At 43.6% G+C, this 19,855-nt stretch carries 16 protein-coding genes; 3 read left to right on the top strand and 13 right to left on the bottom strand.

Annotation, left to right across the window (positions count from 1 at the left end; all coding sequences use genetic code 11):
- Nucleotides 1-38: 38 nt before the first annotated feature.
- Both Q1X33_RS12360 and Q1X33_RS12355 read right to left on the bottom strand, forming a co-directional pair.
- A complete protein-coding gene (locus tag Q1X33_RS12360) occupies nt 39-332 on the bottom strand; it encodes a hypothetical protein (protein WP_118215072.1) in 294 nt (97 codons plus the stop codon).
- Nucleotides 310-723, bottom strand: a complete 414-nt coding sequence (locus tag Q1X33_RS12355) for an RDD family protein (protein ID WP_034869110.1) — start codon at nt 721-723, stop codon at nt 310-312. Before Q1X33_RS12355 ends, Q1X33_RS12360 begins: the two co-directional genes overlap by 23 nt.
- 226 nt (nt 724-949) lie before the next feature.
- Between Q1X33_RS12355 and Q1X33_RS12350 the strand changes: the two genes are divergently transcribed.
- On the top strand, nt 950-2,167 hold the full coding sequence (locus Q1X33_RS12350) for an amidohydrolase family protein (RefSeq protein WP_005228465.1): 1,218 nt from the start codon (nt 950-952) through the stop codon (nt 2,165-2,167).
- Nucleotides 2,168-2,249: 82 nt separating this feature from the next.
- On the opposite strand, the gene Q1X33_RS12345 is transcribed toward Q1X33_RS12350, so the two are convergent.
- From Q1X33_RS12345 to Q1X33_RS12320, 6 genes are all read right to left on the bottom strand, one after another.
- Nucleotides 2,250-3,059 carry an alpha/beta hydrolase gene (locus Q1X33_RS12345; protein ID WP_005228464.1) on the bottom strand — a complete coding sequence of 270 codons (810 nt, stop codon included), beginning with the start codon at nt 3,057-3,059 and terminating at the stop codon, nt 2,250-2,252.
- 10 nt (nt 3,060-3,069) lie between these two features.
- Nucleotides 3,070-4,536 (bottom strand): alpha-L-fucosidase, encoded by a 1,467-nt coding sequence (locus tag Q1X33_RS12340; RefSeq protein WP_005228463.1) that lies wholly within the window; start codon nt 4,534-4,536, stop codon nt 3,070-3,072.
- Entirely contained in the window at nt 4,533-5,189 is a 657-nt protein-coding gene (locus Q1X33_RS12335) for an SGNH/GDSL hydrolase family protein (RefSeq protein WP_301969706.1), read from the bottom strand. Before Q1X33_RS12335 ends, Q1X33_RS12340 begins: the two co-directional genes overlap by 4 nt.
- Before the next feature lie 142 nt (nt 5,190-5,331).
- Nucleotides 5,332-7,080 carry a hypothetical protein gene (locus Q1X33_RS12330; protein ID WP_005228461.1) on the bottom strand — a complete coding sequence of 583 codons (1,749 nt, stop codon included), beginning with the start codon at nt 7,078-7,080 and terminating at the stop codon, nt 5,332-5,334.
- Between the two features lie 21 nt (nt 7,081-7,101).
- Nucleotides 7,102-8,034 (bottom strand): carbohydrate ABC transporter permease, encoded by a 933-nt coding sequence (locus Q1X33_RS12325; RefSeq protein ID WP_005228460.1) that lies wholly within the window; start codon nt 8,032-8,034, stop codon nt 7,102-7,104.
- Between the two features lie 15 nt (nt 8,035-8,049).
- The gene (locus Q1X33_RS12320) at nt 8,050-8,991 is read right to left on the bottom strand and encodes a sugar ABC transporter permease (RefSeq protein ID WP_005228459.1); all 942 of its coding nucleotides are present in this window, start codon (nt 8,989-8,991) and stop codon (nt 8,050-8,052) included.
- Nucleotides 8,992-9,226: 235 nt separating this feature from the next.
- Between Q1X33_RS12320 and Q1X33_RS12315 the strand changes: the two genes are divergently transcribed.
- Together Q1X33_RS12315 and Q1X33_RS12310 are read left to right on the top strand one after the other, a co-directional pair.
- Nucleotides 9,227-9,832, top strand: coding sequence for a YesL family protein (locus Q1X33_RS12315; RefSeq protein WP_005228458.1), 606 nt, complete (start codon nt 9,227-9,229; stop codon nt 9,830-9,832).
- Entirely contained in the window at nt 9,829-11,625 is a 1,797-nt protein-coding gene (locus Q1X33_RS12310) for a sensor histidine kinase (protein WP_005228457.1), read from the top strand. The genes Q1X33_RS12315 and Q1X33_RS12310 overlap by 4 nt, the downstream gene beginning before the upstream one ends.
- Nucleotides 11,626-11,683: 58 nt before the next feature.
- Here Q1X33_RS12310 and Q1X33_RS12305 read toward each other — a convergent pair whose 3' ends face one another.
- From Q1X33_RS12305 to Q1X33_RS12285, 5 genes are all read right to left on the bottom strand, one after another.
- Nucleotides 11,684-13,147: a glycoside hydrolase family 43 protein gene (locus Q1X33_RS12305; protein WP_118215077.1), complete on the bottom strand. Its 1,464-nt coding sequence runs from the start codon at nt 13,145-13,147 to the stop codon at nt 11,684-11,686.
- Nucleotides 13,148-15,418 (bottom strand): alpha-xylosidase, encoded by a 2,271-nt coding sequence (gene yicI, locus Q1X33_RS12300; protein WP_005228454.1) that lies wholly within the window; start codon nt 15,416-15,418, stop codon nt 13,148-13,150.
- Nucleotides 15,415-16,314, bottom strand: a complete 900-nt coding sequence (locus tag Q1X33_RS12295) for an ROK family protein (RefSeq protein WP_005228453.1) — start codon at nt 16,312-16,314, stop codon at nt 15,415-15,417. The genes yicI and Q1X33_RS12295 overlap by 4 nt, the downstream gene beginning before the upstream one ends.
- Before the next feature lie 143 nt (nt 16,315-16,457).
- A complete protein-coding gene (locus Q1X33_RS12290) occupies nt 16,458-17,885 on the bottom strand; it encodes a 6-phospho-beta-glucosidase (protein WP_005228452.1) in 1,428 nt (475 codons plus the stop codon).
- A gap of 10 nt (nt 17,886-17,895) precedes the next feature.
- Nucleotides 17,896-19,746 (bottom strand): beta-glucoside-specific PTS transporter subunit IIABC, encoded by a 1,851-nt coding sequence (locus tag Q1X33_RS12285; protein WP_005228451.1) that lies wholly within the window; start codon nt 19,744-19,746, stop codon nt 17,896-17,898.
- Nucleotides 19,747-19,855: the final 109 nt, after the last annotated feature.

Below are 19,855 nucleotides of genomic sequence, written 5' to 3'. Positions count from 1 at the left end.
ATCTTAAGAAAACGTTTTAGTTTCTTTCAAAAATTTTTTTATTTATAAAAATAATTATTGGACCGAAATAAAAGTACAATCAAGCCCATTAAATAACTACCAATTACTAGAACAATTGCTGCGTTAAGAAAAACAAATCCTACGATTAAGTGAAGTGGCGCATAATAAGCATAATCTCTAATTATTTTTGCGGCTTGGTATTCGTTTCGCCACTTCCAAGCAATAAGACTCGCACTAGCCCAGGCAAGAACAACTAACAAAAACAGAGCTTGTGTATTGATTTCTACTAAAGGATTTCCAGCTAACAATTCATCGAAGGAGGTTTCGCTCATAGTGATCATTCTCCTCTTTCTTATTAAATCCCACCGTACTCTGTCCTACTATATCGTGTAAAGTTTTTTTCGTACCCAAATAGACTAAGAAAGAACAAATGAAAAACAACCAACCGATCATTGGCAAAAAGTAGAGCAATTTTGCTACTTCCCTCATCCCCACCGTTAGTAGATTACGCTGATTCGTAAAAACAACAAGTTTCGCAAAATGCTTTCCAATCGTTTTTCCTTCAAAACTACTCAAGCAAACCATGTTGTAGACCACAAAGAGCAATTGAGGCAAAACAATAGTTATTCCAGCAGGCACCATTAGCAGATAGCTAAGCATTGTACTAGGAAGAAAAATAATTATTCCATCAATTAAAAATGCTAGCAATCTTAAGATCAGCATAAGTACCCTCCTTTCGAAAACCTTTTCGTTACATCCACATATTACCAGACAATTTTTCTCCATTCAAGCGTTTTCACAAAAAAATTCTAAGAATATTCCTATCACCAGAGAGAAAAATAGCTATATTGCTAAAACGTTTTAGTTTGTCTGTTTTTTTGCAAGCGATTTGATTGGGAACCAGCCGCGGTTATGATACCATGAAGCAAACACGAAAGAAGGCGATTTCTTGGATTTATGGCTTACAAATGTTCAACTTGAGACGAGTTATTTAAAAGAAGGCGACTGGTCTTATGGAACCAAAACAGAAAATACAGCAATCGGGATCAATGATGGAAAAATAGCGGAGATCGTGCCGATGACTGAATGGCAGGCATCAAGCGAAGCGACGATCATTGATGGAGAAAATCAGTTATTGTTGCCAGGATTGATCGAAAAACATTGTCATTTGGACAAAAGTAAATTAGGTACTCCTTGGCGTCCAGTCACGCCAGCAGCTAGCTTGGTGGAACGATTTGAAACTGAGATTCCCCAATTAGATGCCTTACCGTTATCGATCAAAGAACGCGGACAAGCGCTGATTGATTTAGAACTACCTCACGGTGCGGTGATGTTCCGCTCACATATCGATATTGAACCAATGACTCAGCTGCGTTATTTTGATGCGATCACTGAATTCGTTGCCGAACAGCCTTTTGGTTCAGAGCTGGTCTTATTTCCCCAACATGGCTTGCTGCGCTCAAATGCAGCTTCTTTGATTGAAGAAGCCTTAGCAACGGGCAAAGCTTCTTATATTGGCGGTGTTGATCCGTATACACTCGATCAAGATTATAAAACTTCCTTACGAACAACTTTTGAACTTGCTCAAAAAGGACATGTCGGTATTGACCTCCATCTTCATGATCGGCAAGAAGCTGGTAGAGCGACCATTAAAGAAATGATTCGTTTGACGAAGGAATTCAATATGCAAGGAAAAGTGGCGATCAGTCACGCCTTTGGTCTAAATGACTTTGAGGGAGCAGAACGCAAAGAAGTCTTTCAAGCCTTAGCAGACTTAGAGATCCATATCATTTCAAGTATTCCCATCAGCCCAGGAACGATCCCGCCACTGAAGGAATTGCAAAGCTATGGCGTGGCTGTTCATATCGGTTGCGACAATGTCTATGATTCTTGGTCTTCTCTTGGCGACGGTTCTTTACAAGAAAAGCTGGCGCGCTATTTAGAGATTTTTGCTGTCAAAAGTCAGGAAGACTTGACGCAAGCCCTAGGTCTGGTTACTGATGGCAAAGTGCCATTAGATAAAAACGGTGCGCAGCAATGGCCTAAGGTTGGTGATTCGGCTGATTTCTTGCTGACACCAGCTGCTTGTACGGCAGAATTCGTTGCCCGCAAAGGCTTCGTCAGCAAAAGTTTTTATCAAGGAACGGTTGTCTTTTCAGCTGAATAAACTATCTGATAACAACGAAAAGAAAAGCCATTGTCTGAACTCAGCAGACAATGGCTTATTTCTTTCGATCATTAAACGTTTCTCAAAAATTCCATTTTACCCAATCAGCAAATAATTCTGGCCAACGGACAACCGACGCTTCGATCCCATGTTGATCGCTGTTGGCGGTTTCTGGCGTTCCTAAACTTAACCCGTGACCGCCCCGAGGGAAAATGTGTAGCTCATAAGGTATATTAAATTTGCGCAGCTGTTCGGCAAAAAGGAGGCTGTTTTCCGCCAAGACTAATCCATCTTCTAACGTATGCCAAAGAAACGTTGGTGGTGTCTGTTCATTGACTAAAGTCTCTAAAGACAAGGCGGCTTTTTCTGTTTCGTAACGATCTGCTAATAATGAACGGAAGGAATCTTGGTGCCCAAGTTCTCCACTAGATAATACTGGGTAGCTCAACAGTAACCCGTTAGGCCGCCATTCTTCATTGGCTCCTTGTAAAGCCTCTGCTAGAAAAGGTTGCTGCCAAGACACACCCAAGTTAGCAGCTAAATGGCCACCAGCTGAAAAACCAGCAACGATGATTTTTCCAGGATCGACGTGCCAGGTGTCATGATTGGTGCGGACAAGACGAACGGCAGCAGCCAATTCCTTTAAGGCTAACGGATAGACAGCCGGTTTGATACTATAATGCAACACAAAGGCTTGGAACCCAAAGCTCATCATTTTGATGGCGATAGGTTCCGCTTCTCGATCCGACAACATTTCATAGCCACCGCCAGGACAGATGATGACAGCTGGTCGGACACGATCTGTTTCCATTTCAGGAGAATTTTCGATGACATAGGTAGTTAAACTTGCTTGGCTTTCTGGTAAAAGTGCAGATCTTTTTTCATGTATCACGGGTTGCGCCTCATTTCATTGTAATTTTATAGACAATTGGTTGGTCGGTTTCAATTGGTTCAAAAGTTAGTTGCAAGCCTTCATCGGTCACTTGCCAATCAACAGGCTGTTCTTCGTATCCTAGAATCGTGACGGTTTTGATGATGCCGTGAAATTCTGGCAAATTTTGGTCTTTCGATTGTGCCAGTGCTTGGATCCTTGCGTGTCCATTCTCAGGACTTGCCATGCCAATCGCATACAACGAATCCCCCTGAACCGTAAAGCGGAAATCCTGGCTCGTGTATGTCGTCGCCTGTGCTTCTTGAAATTGGCCCGAAACTACGGTCGTGGGCCCTTCCCCTGCTTTGCGCCATGGTTTCGCTTCATAAATGGCTTCACCATTTACATCCAGCCACGCACCGATTTCTTTTAAGATCGCTTGATCTTTTTCTGGGATCGAACCATCCCCTTTCGGCCCGATATTCAAAAGGAGATTGCCGTTTTTACTGACGACTTCGATCAAATCCTGTAAAATCTCACGTGTTGTTTTATAATCCAATGTCGTGGTATAGCACCATGAATTACGAGCGATTGCTGTGTCTGTTTGCCAGTAAAAAGGTTGTGGTTCGGCAAATTTCCCCCGTTCAATCTCCACGATACCGCTACCAAACATCATGGCATCGTGCTTGTAGCAAATACCAACTTGTTTGCCCCATTCAGCCCCACGATTGTAATAGTAAGCAGCGAAAAGTTGCAAATGCTCCTTGAAGGCTTCATGTTGGATCCACCAATCAAAATACAGCAGCTCTGGTTGATAGTTGTCGACGAGTTCACAGGTTCTAAGCAGCCAATCATCTAAAAATTCTTTTGACGGGTATGGCTCGCTAAAGAGACTTTCATGGTCTGGCTCTGGCATCGCTGGCCAGTAAAAGTCGCCTTTTGCCAACGGCTCCTTGATATCACTGTCAAAATCCTTACCGTGTCCCATAAAAAACCAATGTTCGGCACGATGAGATGAGGTACAAAAATGCAGGCCTTGCTCCTCTGCGGCTTCTTTTAGTTCACCAAGAATATCTTTTTTCGGCCCCATAACTGACGCATTCCATTCAGACAGTTCGCTTTTATACATCTGAAACCCGTCGTGATGTTCTGCAACGGGAAAAAGATAATTGGCACCGGCTTGTTTGATCAAGCGAATCCATTCATTTGCATCAAATTTATCTGCGGTAAACATCGGAATAAAGTCTTTGTAGCCAAAGTTTTTTTGTGGACCATAGGTTTCAATATGGTGATCGTATTCTGGATGGCCTTTGATGTACATATTTCTTGAATACCATTCATTGTGAAAGGCTGGAACACTGTACAGTCCCCAATGAATGAAGACCCCAAATTTTGCTTTGCGGAACCATTCCGGTAGAACAAAAGCGCCCAATGACTGCCAATTTGGAAAAAAGGGGCCTTGATGTGCGACTTGCTGGATCGTTTCTACTGTGATCATTGTTTTTCCTCCAAAATACCGACTGTTTCCAGCCATGTTTTTGCAATCAACACATGTCCTGCAGTCGAGGGGTGCACGCGATCACTGCTTAAGACATAGGATGATTGATAAAGCAAAAAATCATCAAACTTTTCCTGCGTATCCCCTAAAAGGATACCATACTCTTGCGCTACTTTGGCAAGCACTTGTTGGTAATTGGCAAGCATTTTTCTTAGCGGATCTTCTTTGTTGGCTTCAACCATAAACGGGCTCAAAAGAATCATCCCCTTGACATTTGGCAAGGTCTGCTCGATCAAATCACGCAGCTCTGATTCAAATCTCTCGATCCCCACTAGTTCCGTTTGAGCAAAGGTTCCATCAAAATGCCGCCACACATCATTCACACCGATCATGGTCGTTACCCAATCTGGTTGAAATGCCAACACATCATCCTTCCAGCGCTTCTTCAAATCGACAACCGTATCCCCACTGACACCCCGGTTGACGATCATTAATTCCATTTGCGGGAGTAATGCTGTGGTATAGGCGTTGATCAGATGAACATAGCCGTCCCCCCATGAAGACCAACCTGCAGGTATCGCTTGATATTTTCGATTGCTATCTGTGATCGAATCCCCCATAAAAAGCAAACGATCTTTTTTATCCACTATCATTGTTTTCCTCCTTAAAGAAAGAAGACTGATCCGCTGGTGCTGGATCAATCTTCTTAAGTGATTGCTTATCCAAAGGCTGTATACTCACTTTTGCCAAGGAACCGTTGGCAAATCACTCGAGCGATTCTTTGTTTGTTTTTGATTAGTCCCCAAATTCTTTCGCTACTTCTATCCGTTTTTCGTTTTGATCTTTTGCATTGTTCATGTCAAATTCCAAAACGGTTTGATAGCCAAGACCATCTGCTGTTTCTTGCATTTCTTTTAGCAATTGATCAAATTCTGCTTCATCTTTGGCAAAAACCATTCGCCAAGAGTACTCGATGATCGTCGCTTTGGCTTGGTTACGCAACGTAGAGATCTCTGAACTATCTTCTGGCGCTACATAGCTGGCACCAGGGGCAACTAACAATTGGTCGTTCTCCTCTAAATAGCCAATGGTGGATTCTGCACCACCCATATTTTTTGACCAATCTTCTTTTACAGGATCGGTTGTTTCATTTTGATAGCTTTCCCACATTGTGTAAGCATATGGGAAGCCGGTATCAGGATTGATATCGATCGGTAATACCGTATTGACGTTGAGTGCAGATACGCCATCTTTGTAACTTCCGCCACCGTATCCTTCTGGCACATCCCCATCACCATCTAGCAATGCTTGTTTTCCGAACTCAGTTAAGACAGGCTCGCCGTCTTTCATTTCCCAAGTCAAGCCTTCTGGACCACTACTGCCGCTTGTTTGAGAAGAATTTGCTAACACACCTTCTGAAGAGTAGAGCCAGTCAATGAAGGCTGCGATTCGCTCTGGGTCTTCGGCATTAGAACCGATCCCGATAAATTGTTTGCCACCGTATACTTCCGCACCATAAGAGAAGATTTTTTGATCTTGGATCGGTGCCAACATAAATCCTTTTCCTTCAGTCAAGTTCGTGGTCGTATTAAAGGCCGCTTGACCTAACCAAGGCCACCATGAGAATAACACTTGTCCTTCTTGGAATTTTGCAAAAAGTGTATCGTAATTTTGCGTCGTTGATTCTGGGTCAACTAAGCCCATTTGATTGGCTTCGAAGTAAAACTTAAGTGCACGAATATATTCAGAGTCACTATCGAGAATGCTTTGATAATCAGATCCATCGGCTTTTGCCAAGACAAATCCTGATTCATCGTACCCATAGTAGGTGACAAGCTGTTTGCCTGCATTCATCATGTTGCCGTCCCAATCGCTGAATAGAGAAAACCCATACACTTTTTTGCCAGAATCTGTTGTTGGATTGTCTTCTTGCATTTTTTGAATCACAGGAAGCAGGTCTTCCAATGTCCCGATTTCTGGGTATCCTTGCTCCCCATAAAGATCCCAACGCACATAAGCACCAAATGTAGGATCTAATCCTTCTGAAGGATCGGTGGCCTTTAAGGTAGAAACAGAAGTTGGAAAGCCATACAGCCCATCGGCATCTTTGTTTAGATTTTGAACAGCCGCATCGAAGCGTTGAACGTTTTCCATAGTTTCATAATACTCGCTCGCATCGGTCAACAAACCTGCTTCAACCAATTCGTTGTATTGTTGGCCATTATCAACAATGATCAAATCACCCAAATCGCCTGCTGCCGTTCTCGTTTGATAAAGGGTATCACCGTTTCCAGCAACGTTTGGTGCGATGATGTTCAATTCCATATTGAATTTATCCCGCACGATTTTGGCAAACCAACCTTCTTGCATTCCCATATAGTTGGCTAGCCCATTATAGACATCGATCGTGATCGTTTCATCGTAGCCACTTTCACTGGAAGCAGCATCTGTCTCAGATTCAGCCGCTCCTCCACAGCCGGCTAAACTACCTAGCAATGTCATGCCTAACAAACCTGTTGTTACATATTTGGACATTTTTTTCATTTTCTTCCCTCTTTCTTTTTATTAGCCTTTCACCGCACCCAACATAATTCCTTTAACAAAATACTTCTGGAATAGCGGATAAATGAACATGATTGGTAAAACAACAATGACTGAAACGGTCATGCGGATCGACGTCGGCGTCTGCGTTGTTGCTGCTGAAGCGATGCTAGAAAGTGATCCCGATGTATTTTTGACCATTTGTGCTAACGAATTGGCTTGATTGATATACGTGTAAAGAAGGTATTGCAAGGAGTAGAGACTTTGATCCGTAATGTAAATCAGTGTATCCTGGAAGGAATTCCATTGACCCACTGCCGAGAAAATCGCTACTGTTGCTAAAATCGGGGTACAGTTGGGTAAAATTACCCGAAAGAATACTTGAATGATGCCAGCTCCATCCATTTCAGCTGCTTCTTGCAATGATTTGGGGATCGACTCAATATAGGTTTTCACCAAGATGATATTAAAGGGCTGAACGACAGCCGGCAAAATATAGACCCAAAAGTTATTCGTTAAACCTAATGTCTTCATCGTGATGAATAATGGAATCAACCCTGCATTGAAATACATTGTAATCACGACAAAGCGATACCAAAATTTTCGTTTCCACATTTTTTCTTGGGTAAACATGAAGCCTAAGAAGGCTGAAGCTAAGACAGTCGCGGCGGTACCAATCACCGTTCTAGCCACCGAAACCGTTGCGGCTAGAGGCAATCCTTTTAGCTGTAACACTTGACTATAGTTTTCAAAATGGATCTCTTGTGGAAAAAAGCGAATTTGGCCTAACGCACTCAACTCATTATTACTGATTGAATTAATGATCAAGTAATAAAAGGGATACGCGCAAATCAACGTAATCAAAAAGAAAAAGGTATAATTGAGGATACTAAACGTCAGGTTTTCACGTTTGCGTACTTTTTTCGCCTTTTTCTTTTCACTAATCGATAGTTCCATTGATATCCTCCTCTTCTAAATAATGGATGTCCCCCGAATTTTTTTCGAAGCAATATTGACGATGGCTAACAAGGCAACAGAAATGACGCTTTTTAGCATACTGATCGCGGTCGCTAGCGATAGACTATTTCCGCCCATCCCTAAATTGTAGACATACAAATCGAGGACTTGGATCGTGTTTCGATTGAATGCATTTTGGAAGACAAAGTACTGATCCATTCCGTTGTTCAGCAAGTTGGCGATAGACAGCATCAGCATCACAAGGAACGTCGGCATCAAGGCAGGTAGTGTGATATGACGCATCAGGTGGAAACGATTCGCCCCATCGATTCGTGCCGATTCATACAATTCGGGGTCAATTCCTGAAATGCCTGCAAGATACATGATGGCACCCCAGCCCAAGCCTTTCCAAATATTCCAAAGACACATCATCAGCCACGTATGATTGCCGCTATCCAAAAATTTGACTGGATCGGTAACGAAGCCCCATTCTTGCAGCAACGTGTTTACCAGCCCTGTTGAAGAAAACAAGCTAAAGGCAATCGTATACACCAAAACCCAACTGATAAAATTCGGTAGCGTGGTCAGCGTTTGGACCAAATTTTTAAACCATTTGCACTTGATTTCGTTCAGTAAAATGGCGAAGCCTACTGGTAGGATCGAAGTGGCGATCCCTAAAAAACTCATGGCAAAGGTGTTTTTCATTACTTGTACGATCTGATCCACTTGTGTTGGACTAGAGACAAGAAGTCGAAACCATTTGAAGCCTACGAACTCGCTGCGCGCTAAACCTAATGCTGGTTTGTAATCATAAAGTGAATAAATCCATCCGTGCAAAGGAAAATAAGAGAACAAAAACACGAGAATCAGAAAGGGAACGATACATAAAAACAAAATCTTCCCTTCTCGTGTCACCCGCTTATTTTTTCTTGGGACACTGCTTAGTTTACTTTCCATTTTCCTCCCCCTTTTTTTGTAACCGCTTTTACATTTTTAATACTAGCACCTGAATGCTTATTTGCCACCTGTGAAAAATAGAGGTCAATCCGTACATTTTAGACTTCATTTTTCTTTTATTTATAAAGAACGTTGATCTATCAATGTTTTCGCTAGAAACCGCTCGAATGGTAAGGCTTTCAAAATTTGTTTTTTGCGAGTACTATAGGAATATATCAATTTTGGAGGGATAAAAATGAAGTACAATCCTGATGGCCAACTGTACAAAATAACCACCGTTTTTTCACAATTCACATTGTTAAATTTACTATATATCATTAGCTGTTTGCCAATTATTACGATTGGTGCTGCGACAGCTGCCCTTTATGAAGTGACGATTCGTTATGCGGATGAGGAGCGTGGTGAATTGATTGTAGGCTATGTGCGAGCGCTACGAGCAAACTTTATGAAAGCCACCGGTAGTTTTCTCCTTCTTGGGCTCCCCATGGTAGCACTACTGTATAGTAGCTTGTTTTGGTTTTCCTCAAAAACCATTCTTGCCAGTATTTTTGCTTTCGCTCTAATTGTTACAGCTATTTATCTGTTTATTGTGTTAGTCTATTGCCTTGCCTTAATTGGACGTTATGAAAACAGCTTTAGGCAAACACTAAAAAATGCGTTTCTGTTACCGATCGCGGATCCTATCCGTTCGTTAGCCCTCGCACTTATTCCTACCGCTGCGTTTTGTTTTGTTGTTTTATTTCCGTTGTTTAAATTTCTCTTGTTGATTTTCGGCTTTTCTTTTGTTATTTATTGTAGTTCGTTCCTGTTGCTTTCTATCTTTCGTAATCAACAAGCATGAAAAGAATCAGTCATCTCTCACTTTTTCGTCGTCTGAGTCAGTTTTCCATTCGGCGACAATTGTTCATTCTTTATCTACCTGTTGTTTTTTTATCCACAGTGACTATAGGTCTCTTATTGGTCTACGATTCAACCAAACAGCTGACAGGCAATTACCAACACTTGGCAGAGTTGAATGCTCAGCGTGTCAAATCTGTTCTTTTTGATACAACAAACACGCTGACCAACACGGCGAGTTCCTTATCAAACGATACCCATCTACGTCAACTTTTAACTGCCAATTACCTTGACGATCAAGAAGCGATTGTGGACATCAATAGCTATGATCAGCTAGATGAGATCAGAAATCTTCAAACCTCGATTGCGAAATTAACCATCTATACGACGAATCAAACCATTCCGAACTATAAATATTTTCAACAGGCAGATGACACGATTCAAGCGACCGCCTGGTACCAACGAGCGCTCAAGCAACCCGATGCTTTTTTGATGACGATGCCAGAGGATTACAAAGCAAATCGCTTGAGTCTTTATAAAACGTTGCCTTTGCCTTTATCAAAAGAAACAGCCGTTTTGGAGATCCAAGTCGATTACAATTATCTCAGCAACCGACTTCGTAATTCATCCTATGAATTGGAATTACAGTTAAATGATGATGTCATCTTTTATAGCGACAAAATCAATCAAGTTGGGGAACCGGGACAGCTGACAGCTCTTTCTGAGCCGCAAACGAGTGCTGCCTTTTTAAAAAATGATGGTACCAAGGTGATGCTCACCAAAAGCACCTTACCCATGAGTAACAAAGAAGACATCATCACGATTTATAGTGCGGATACCAATGCCTACAGCAATCTACGCACCAATCTGATCCGGTGGAGCACGATCGTTTTGGTGATTTTGATCACTACTTTCATCATCGTCTTTCTCTTTGCTCGATTCTTTACCAAACGAATCTCTCAACTGCAGCAGGCGGTCTACTTTGCCTCGATCGAGGATTATGATTTCTTTCAAAATATCAGCGGCGAAGACGAGATTTCACAGATCTCTCTTGATTTCCACAAGATCATTCAACGAATCAAGAAAAAAGAAGAAGAGATCTACCGTTCACGTTTGGCACAGCAAGAGCTGTTGACTCAGCAGCAGCAAATGGAATTTAATATCTTAGCGGGGCAGATCAACCCCCACTTCTTGTTCAATACATTAGAAACGATTCGTATGATGGCGCTGACTTCTGGCAATTCTGACGTCGTTTATGCCATCAAGTTACTGGCAAAATCGATGCGCTATACGCTAGAAGCCCACGGAACCAAGCGAACGAGCTTAGAAGAGTCCTTAGACGCGGTTCACGTGTATGTCAAGATCCAGCGGATGCGCTTTGGCGATCGAGTCAACTTTTCCTATTCAGTCTCCAATGAGATCGACCAAAAAGAAGTCCAAATATTGCCCCTCCTGATTCAACCATTGGTGGAAAACGCCATCTCCCATGGCTTGGAAGGCATCACCTATCCAGGGTTTGTCCGTTTGACGATTACCAAAGACGGCCATGATCTGGTGATCGTGGTACAAGACAACGGCAGCGGGATACCGCCAGAAAAACTTGAACGCTTGCAGCAAAAAATCAAGACGCCCTCCACCCATGCCAAAAAGAACATTGGGCTAGCCAACGTCAATCATCGGGTCAAAATGTTTTATGGACCTGAATACGGCTTGACGATCGAGAGTGTGTTGGGCAGCGGCACACAAGTCACCTTGCGGATCCACGATCTAAGCCAAGATTCATCTTCTCCTCACTAAAACAGCAAAGCCCCCCTTCGATTCCTGTTTCAGAAATCGAAGGGGGGCTTTTGATTGATTAGAAATCCCGCACACGAAGGGTTTGTTGGGATGAAGAGGCGCTAGCATAGCAGCCTACCATGATCCCAGTAAAGACACCGCCAACTTCAGTAGTCAGATATTTTGTTTCTCCCCTACCTAAAGGTTGTGCTTGTCCTTGCTCATCAACAACAGAAAAACGATAAGTTTCTTTATCTGCGCTCAGCTGCAAGGTGACTGTATCTGCTGCATAAGGCAGTTTCTTTTCTACTTTCCATAGGGAACCGATTTGTCGGCGGAAAACTAGCTGCTGACTGGACGCCGTTTTTTCCAAGTAGCCCTCATAGTGATGGGTGGCATTTAAGAAAACCGTCAATCCCGCTTGTCCATCCGTTAGTTGCCGACAATCAAAGGTTGCTTGAAATTGTTGATCAAAGGCGGTTTGCCGTTGGAACACAGCCGCAAGTTTGCCTTGATCAGACAGACCCGTCTGATTAGGATGCAGCAAGAAGCCATGCGGCTCTTCTTCAATCAACGTCGGGTCCCATTCGAATAAAGTCACGTAATCAGGCTTGCTGCTCTTCTTTTGTGTTTCCTTTGGTGCCGCCGCTGTGTCTACCTGAATGGTTTCTGGTAAATGACCTTCTTCGCCAAACTCCGGCCATGGGTTTGACCAGTCTACTGGCAGTAGGCATGTTTCCCGCCCTAACAAATGCCTCAAAGGATAGCTGATGGGGCGTACTGCTAGACAGACTGCCCACCAGTTGCCTTTAGTATCTTGCACGAGATCCGCATGCCCTGCGGCTTGCAGTGGCAGATTCGTACTGCGATTGGTCATCACTGGATTGTTTGGGCATGCTTCATAGGGTCCCGTCAAGGAACGGCTGCGGGCCATGGTCAGCATATGCCCATAGGACGTTCCGCCTTCGGAGATCAACAGGTAGTAATAGCCGTCTTTTTTATACAAGTGGGGGCCTTCTGGATCAGCCGCTCCGCTGCCCGTCCAAATATTTTGCCGCGGGCCTAGTTCTCCAGAAGCCAAATCGATCGTCCGCAGATAGATCTCCTTATGGGTGCCTAAGTAATAGGTCTGCCCATCGTCATCTACGAAAATCGTCGGGTCGATCCCAGGGGTGTCCAGCCAAATCGGGTCAGACCATTCACCAGCGATGTCATCCGTCCAAATCAGAAAGTTGCCTTCTCCTCCTTCGTTTGCGCCAACGTTAGTACAAACGAGGTAAAAGCGGTCCTTGATGAAACGCAAGGTTGGGGCATACAGACCAAAAGCATTGGGATTTTTCGTCGGTAGCTGCAACTGCTCAGGTCGCGAAAGTCCATGGCCAATCAGCTGCCAGTCTGCCAAGTTTTTACTGTGATAGATTGGTAATCCAGGAAAATATTCAAAGGTACTCGTCACCAGATAAAAGTCTTCACCGACACGGCAAATACTGGGATCTGGATGAAATCCAGGTAAAATTGGATTCGTGATGGTTCGCATGGGCATCTAAAACTCCTTTATCGTGGTTTGGTCAGCCGTCAGCTCATGGCTCGTTTTTCCAGCAGTCGTGTGTATCTGCAAGGATGCTTGCTGGATGCCAGTCAGCTTGACGATCAGTTCTTGATCGACTCTTTCGACAATGGCCTCGCCAAGCCACTCACCGTGGTGATCATAGATAGCGGCAGCGGTCTTGTCTTGCGGATCAAAAAGATGGATCGTTGGCTGTTGGGCATAGTCATAGACTGCTTTGGTTTGTTCATGGCCTTCGATAATGACTTGATTTGGTCGGACTAACAGTGGCAAGTGGAAATAGTCATAGGTTTCTTGGTACCAGCGTCCGCCCTCGTATGCTTTGCCAGATAAATAGTCGATCCAATACCCCTTCGTTTTCGGTACGTAAAAGGAGACTGTTCCTTGATCATTAAAAATGGGCGCCACTAAAAGGTGTTCCCCCAGCATGTATTGGCGATCCAAATGATGGGTCATCTCGTCTTCAGGAAACTCTAAGACCATTGCTCGCATCATCGGAATCCCCGTTTGAGCGGTTAGCACCGATTGGGCTTGCAAGTAAGGCATCAAGGACAGTTTTAACTTGGTAAAGGCTTTAGCTACCGCCACGGCTTCGTCGTCATAGACCCATGGCACTTTGTATTCCCAGCTGCCATGGTAACGGCTATGGGAAGACAGCAGACCAAATTGTGTCCAGCGCTTGTAGAGGTCTGGCGTTGAGCCAGCTTCAAACCCTGAGATATCGTGGCTCCAATACCCAAAGCCGCCTAACCCAAAGGACAGACCTGCCCGCAGCGACTCTGCCATCGATGGATAATCTGAGGTACTGTCGCCGCCCCAGTGTACAGGCAAGCGTTGTGAACCAACCGAAGCTGCCCGCGCAAAAACGATGGCTTCTTCTGCTCCCTTGACTTCTTTCAGCAAGTCAAAGACGACCTTATTGTATAGATAGGCGTAATAATTGTGCATTTTTTCTGGATCAGAGCCATCATAGTACACCGCATCGGTGGGAATCCGTTCACCAAAATCCGTTTTGAAGCAATCCACCCCCATGTCTAATAAGGCACGCAGCTTGCTGTTGTACCAAGCGACCGCTTCAGGGTTGGTGAAGTCGACGATCGCCAAACCAGCTTGCCATTTGTCCCATTGCCAGACATCTCCATTGGCGCGTTTCAAAAAGTAGCCATTCGCCATCCCTTCATCAAACAAGGGTGATTTTTGCCCAATGTAAGGATTGATCCAGACACAGATTTTCAATCCTTTGGCTTTCAAGCGCTGCAGCATTTTTTCAGGTTCTGGGAAAGTTCGTTCATCCCATGTGAAGTTGCACCACTCGTATTCTTTCATCCATAAGCAGTCAAAATGAAAGACCTCAAGAGGGATATCACGTTCTGCCATACCGTCTACAAAAGACGTCACGGTTTGTTCATCATAATCCGTCAAGAACGAGGTACTTAGCCACAAACCAAAGGACCACGCAGGCGGCAACGACGGTTTCCCCGTTAAATCAGTGTAGCGCTGAATCACTTGTTTTAACTCATCGCCGGCAATCACAAAGTACTGCAGCGATTGTCCTGGATTGCTGAATTGAACACGCGAAACTTTTTCACTCCCCACTTCGAATTGCACCCGATCTGGTGAATTGACAAAGACGCCATACCCTTTATTACTTACATAAAAAGGAATATTTTTATAAGCTTGCTCTGTACCAGTGCCCCCGTCGGCATTCCAGATATCAACACTCTGGCCGTTCTTCACGAAATTTGTAAAGCGTTCCCCTAAACCATAGATCGTTTCTCCCACATCCAGGGTCAACTGTTCGCTGATATGGGTATTTGCTTGCGGATCGATCACTAAGGCTTTGCTGCGAGGCTTGCTTTGGGTAATCAGCTGTTCTTTGTAATAAAACGAAGCTGTCACATTTTCCTCTTTGGTGATTACGACTTGCAAGTCTCCCGAGCGAAAAACATATGATTGCTCGTCTTCTGAAATATCAGGAGTGATCGCTTCTGTCATCAATTCAAAATCGGGGGCTTTGGCTTGGACCCCTTTATAGTTATAGAGGGTGATCCCAATGATATTGCTTCTAGGGGTAGTGACTTCCATCGTTAACAATCCGCCATCCAGCGTTGCCCCTTTATGTCCGACATAGCTATAAGGCAGATATAAAACCAATTTGTTTTCTTCTTTACGGGCATCGTAGACATGCACCGCAAATTTCACATCAAATCCTTCACGAAATAACCAACCGCCATCTGAAAATTTCATTTTTTTCCTCCTTGTTGGATCAATGTCAACGCCCCTAACAGACCGGAATCATTATAGTAACGACAAGTCTCGATCGGCACTTGGAAATCCGGCCAATGGGGGTTCTCATTGATTGCTTGTTTGATTATAGCTAATAGATCAGGGTGTTGGCTGATGCCGCCGCCGATCAGTATTTTTTCGGGATTCATCGTGACAGCTAGGTTGTAAATCGCAAGTGCGACATAACGTGCCCACTGTTTCAGGATCTCCTGCGTTTCAGGATCACTCGACCGCTGTTGCATGATGGTTTCGCCTAAAATCTCCTCTGATTCAGGAATCGCTTTTGCCCGCCGATAGGCAGCAATCAGTCCTCTCGTTGAAGCTAGATCATGGAGGGTCGCAAAAGAAGATGCTTGAAAATCAGTGATCATCATTCCGAATTCTCCTGCCCGAAACCCATGTCCGTGAATCAACTGGCGCTGATGAACGAGCGCGCCACCAATACCGGTGCCTAATGTGATCATGACAAAATCTTGTACGTCAGCAGCATTGCCGGTAGAAAGTTCTGCTAAAGCAGCACATTTCGCATCATTTTCGATCCAGATCGGATAGGACTTGTTTAAACGCTGCTGCAGCTCTTGTACAACAGCACAGCCGTGTAAAGGAGCCAACGCCCCCGCCATGATCGCTCGGCCATTGACTGAATCAATGAAACCAGGAAAACTCAGCCCGATCCCTTCGATGACATGCACTTGCTCGACTTCTTTTATTTTGGCAGCTAAGGCAGCAAAAAATTCATCCCGCGTATTACTCGGGGTTTTGATTTTGCCTCGGTCCAGCCATTGATTCTTCTCGGTAAAAACCCCGAATTTGATATAGGTCCCGCCTACATCAAAGCACAGGCGTACATCTGTCATTTCTCCTCCTCCGTTCGAAAAGCGCTTACAGTTTCATTTAAATTATATAAAAGAAAAAAAAGAAAGCCTACTTCTTAGAATAGACTTTCTTACTATAAAAATTAGCTTTTTCTGTCTCCGATAGGCTCTAGGATACTTCTTTTTTATTTCAGCATTGCTCCATTTGAAGCAATGACTTCCTTATACCAATCAAAAGAATCTTTCTTGATTCGATCAAACGAACCATTCCCTTCATTGTCACGGTCTACATAGATGAACCCATATCTTTTTCGCATTTCACCTGTAGTAAATGAGATGAGATCAATACAGCCCCATGCTGTATACCCAATCACATCAATGCCGTCTTCCTCGATGGCAAGCATCATTTGTTTGATGTGTTCTGCTAGATAGTCAATCCGTTCGGGATCATGAATGCCGGTTTCTGTCATTTGGTCATTAAAACCAAAGCCATTTTCCACAATGAAAATCGGCAGTTCATAACGGTCCTGCAAGAGATTCAGCATATAGCGCAAACCAATGTGGTCAATCGTCCAGCCCCATTCCGTCATCGTTGCATAAGGATTCGTTGTCAGCACACTGCTGCCCAACAGAGGATCATGTAAATAGTTTGCATCTGAGCGGGTAGATACTGTATTGCTTAAATAATAAGTAATCCCGATATAATCAACGGTGCCCTTTGCCAAATCATCAAGATCGGCTTCTGTTACATCGATCGTGTACCCTTTTTTCTGCCATTCATTGAGAATTCTTTTTGGGTAGTGTCCGCGAACGTGTACATCTGTGAAATAGAGTTGATTATTATCCTCTTGTTGTGCTAACAATTGATCACGAGGATCAGAGGTCAGGGGGTAATTAGGCGTGGCAGCTAAACAGCAGCCAATTTGAAACTCAGGATTGATTTTTTTCGCAGCTGTGACGACACGAGCTGAAGCAACAAACTGATAGTGAGCAGCTTGGTACATGCCTGCTAGTTTCTCCTCATCCTCGTCAAAGATCACACCAGAATTGGTAAAACTGTAAATTGGATTATCGATGATCCGCTGATTGTTGATCTCGTTAAATGTTAGCCAATACCGCACTTTTTCTTTGTAGCGTTCCATTACAGTTTGCGCAAAACGTTCAAAAAATCCGATCATCTTTCTGTTGCGCCAAGCCCCATAGGTTTCAACTAAATGATAGGGCATCTCGAAATGAGACAACGTCACAACAGGTTCTATTCCATATTTTTGCATCTCGCCAAAGACCTGATCGTAAAAATACAGCCCTTCTTCGTTCGGTAGTTGTTCATCTCCTAAAGGAAAAATTCGTGTCCATGCGATACTGATTCGCAAAGCTTTGAAACCCATTTCCGCAAAAAGTTTGATATCTTCCGGGTAACGATGGTAAAAATCAATGCCTTCATGATTCGGGTAATATTCCTCAGGCAAGATTGTGTTGGTAATTTTCCGAGGCCGATCTTTCGTTCCTGCTGTCATCACATCGGCAATACTGATCCCTTTCCCGCCTTCTTGCCAAGCACCTTCCACTTGATGAGCGGAGATCGCACCGCCCCATAAAAAGTTTTCTTTCATTTTCAAACTCCTATCCTTCGTTGTTTACGGTAAACAGAATCCCTTCTACTTCAATTGTTCCGGCCGTTGTTTCGTACTCGATTACTGTATCTGGTCCACAATTTGTAACGATCACGGGTGTCGATAATTGATAGCCTTTATCCAGAATCGCCTGCCGGTCAAAGGTCAACAAACGATCTCCTCGTGCAATTGTCGCACCATTTTCGACGTTAACATCAAAAAACTCACCATTTAGATTCACGGTATTCAATCCGACGTGGATCAATAATTCAACCCCTTGATCAGATTTAATACCAATCGCATGCTTAGAAGGGAAAACAGCAACAACAGTACCTGCAAAAGGTGCCCGAATGATTCCTTCATCGGGGATGACCGCAATTCCTTGTCCAGCGATTCCGCTGGCGAACACATCGTCTTCCACTTCTGCTAAAGGCATCACTTGTCCTTTTACCGGTGAATAAATCGGAGTTGCTGCATTGGTTAAGATACTTTCTACCTCTGATTCAGGCTCTGCTTCAAATTCTGCTAGTTCACTTTCCTTCACGCCGAAGAAATAAGCCAGTAAAGCTCCTGACAACAATGAAACGGTGATTCCGATCAGATAACCCACCAAAGGACTATAAACAGGCAAGGAAAAAATATTATGGAAAACATACGCATTCATCGTCACACCAAAAGCGCCTAACACTGCTCCGCCTAAACCACCGGAAATAGCTACGATCGGCAAAAGTCTTTTGTAACGAAGAATAATCCCATAGACGATGGGCTCTGTCACGCCGGCAAAGAAGCCAGTCAAGGCAACTGGGCCTGCCAAAGCCCGCATTTTCGAATGTTTTTTCGCTCGTAAGAAGAAGCCAACTGCAATCCCGATTTGAGCAAAAACAGCGGCCAATGCCATTCCTTCAATAGGGTCTCCACCTAATCTTGTCAGATTATCTAACGTTACAGGTGTAAAGCCCCAGTGCAAACCAAACATAACCATGAAGGTCATCCCGCCGCCTAAAACGATGCCTGAAAGGATCCGGCTTTTTTCAAATAACCACATTACACTTCCTGATAAAAGATCCCCGAAAAAGGTGCCGAATGGACCAAAAAGGATAACGGTCAATGGAATCATGATCATCAAACTAAGCATGGGTACGGCAAACAATTGAATGTCTTTATAAATAATCTTTTTCAAAAATTTATCTACAAATTGATAAATAAAAATAGCCGCAAAAATCGGAAATAGGGTTGTGGCATAGTCCACGGCTTGAACTGGTATCCCTAAGAAATTTGTATTTTCCACGCCAATCAACCCAGTAAACTGAGGTTCCAACAATGCTGCACCAATCACACCGCCAACGTACATGTTGGCACCTAATCTTTTCGACAACGTGATCCCTAAGAAAATCGGTAAAAAATAAAATATTGCATTACTCGCGGCACTCAAAATGACATAAGTAGAAGATTCTGCTGATAACCAATTAAATTGGGTCAAAACCGTCAGCAGTGCTTTTAGCATCCCCGAACCTGCTAGAGCAGGAATTAAAGGAGAAAAAGCACCTGAGATAATTTCAAATACGGCGTTCAAATTAAAACCTGTTTTTTTCGAAGAACCTGTTTCTTGATCTGATAACCCAGCCATAGCTGAGATCGTCGCATAATAATCTGATACATTGCTGCCGATTACGACTTGATATTGTCCTCCACTTTGTACAACGGACATCACATAGGGTAGTTTTTGAAGTTCCCCTTTATTAGCCTTGGCGTCATCCTTCAAGCCAAAACGCAATCTCGTTGCACAATGAACCAAGCTGTCGATATTTTTTTCACCACCGATCAAGCGAATGATCGCGGCACTTTCGTTTTCAAATTTCATAGTTATTCTCCTTTTGCGTATAATAAAAAGCGTGATCTAGAAGACACCTCAAACAAAAGACTCGTTTGAGTGCTCACTCTAGGTCACGCCTGCTTTACCAGTAACGATC

Origin of the sequence: Enterococcus sp. B2E4 (genome assembly GCF_030499455.1) — a bacterium.
GTDB classification, from domain to species: domain Bacteria; phylum Bacillota; class Bacilli; order Lactobacillales; family Enterococcaceae; genus Enterococcus_D; species Enterococcus_D casseliflavus.
This window is presented reverse-complemented; position numbering and strand designations above follow the sequence as displayed.